Source organism: Actinoplanes sp. NPDC048791, from assembly GCF_040650095.1.
GTDB lineage: Bacteria > Actinomycetota > Actinomycetes > Mycobacteriales > Micromonosporaceae > Actinoplanes.
The window spans coordinates 1-1,290 of the sequence record NZ_JBEZGQ010001609.1; the positions used below are offsets into that span (position 1 = coordinate 1).

Here is a 1,290-nt window from a genome sequence, read left to right on the forward strand (position 1 = left end):
CTCCACCGCCTCAGCCCGCGCCGCTACGGCCCCCGCGTCCTCCCGCAAACCCACCTCCGCCTCAACAACCCGCGCCTGCTCAGCCAGCCGCGCCTGCTCGGCAGCCAACGCCGCCGCCTTCCGCGCCGCCTCCTCCTCGGCCGCCTTCTTCTCGGCCTCGACCCGGGCCCGCTCGTCCGCATAGCTGCGGGCGTGCTCCCGGATCGCCGCCGACTCCGCGCTCGCCCGCTCCAGCCAGACTTCCCAGCGCCGCTGCATCGGGCGGATCAGTCCGCCGCCGACACCGACGATGACCACCCCGGCCACGGTCGCCAGCACCGCGATCAGCACCGGCTGGGTCACCGCCGTGGCGATCTGCACCTGCTCCAGCGCCGCGATGACCCCCAGGGCCACGATCAGCCAGTACGCCACCTGCGCCAGCACCCGCCCGTACGCGAGACCGCCGAGCGCGCTGCCGATCAGGTCCCGGACCGCCCCGCCGATCGCCGCGGCCACCACGATGATCACGATGGCCACGAAGGCCCGGGGCAGCCAGCCGATCAGCGCGGTGAGCAGGTCGCTGACCGCGTTCGGGCCCCAGATGCCGAAGGCCAGCTGGAGTGCGAAGAGCAGCACCGCGTAGAACGCGATCTTGGCGCAGAGGTCGCTGGGCTCGACGCGGCCGCCCAGCGCCTTGCCGATGGCGCCGCGTTCGACGGCCCGGTCGAAGCCGATCCGGCGCAGGGTCTTGACCACCACCGTGCGGACCAGCCGGGCCAGGACGTAGCCGATGAGCAGGATGGCGAGAAAGGCCAGCGCCGTCGGCACGAACAACAACACGGAACGCCACATGTCGCTCAACGCATCGCTCAGATCGGCGCCGCTCATCTGCTCTCCCTGGAAGGTGTCAGCGGCCGGTGTCGATGCGGCCTGCGCCGACCATAGGTCGCCGGACCCGGATCCGCACCGTCAGCGGGAGGTGAAGCTCAGGAGCAGGGGCTGCCGTCGATCACGCAGGCGCCCGGCAGGGCGGACAGCAGACCAGCCACCTGGAACGAGAAGGTGACCGCCCCACCCGCGGGCACGGTCGGCTCCCCGGCCGGCGTGAACGTCACCGTCTCGCCGTCCTGCGCGACCGAGGCGCCGGTGGCGGTCACCGTGTTGCCGCCGGGCACGGTCAGGGTCACCCGCCAGCCGGTCACGTCGCGGGAGCCCGGGTTCTCGATGCGGACCGTTCCCGCGTACCCCAGGAGACCGTCCTCGGCCGGGTCCACGACGTGGCTGATCGTCGCGGTCAGCGGCAGCGGCGGG

At 72.9% G+C, this 1,290-nt stretch carries 2 protein-coding genes; both read right to left on the bottom strand.

Annotation, left to right across the window (positions count from 1 at the left end):
• The coding region (locus AB0C29_RS48935) for a mechanosensitive ion channel family protein (RefSeq protein ID WP_360835289.1) at positions 1-867 on the bottom strand (867 nt) is incomplete at its 3' end.
• Positions 868-965: 98 nt separating this feature from the next.
• Positions 966-1,290 (bottom strand): cellulose binding domain-containing protein (locus tag AB0C29_RS48940; RefSeq protein ID WP_360835291.1); only part of this gene is annotated, 325 nt, incomplete at its 5' end.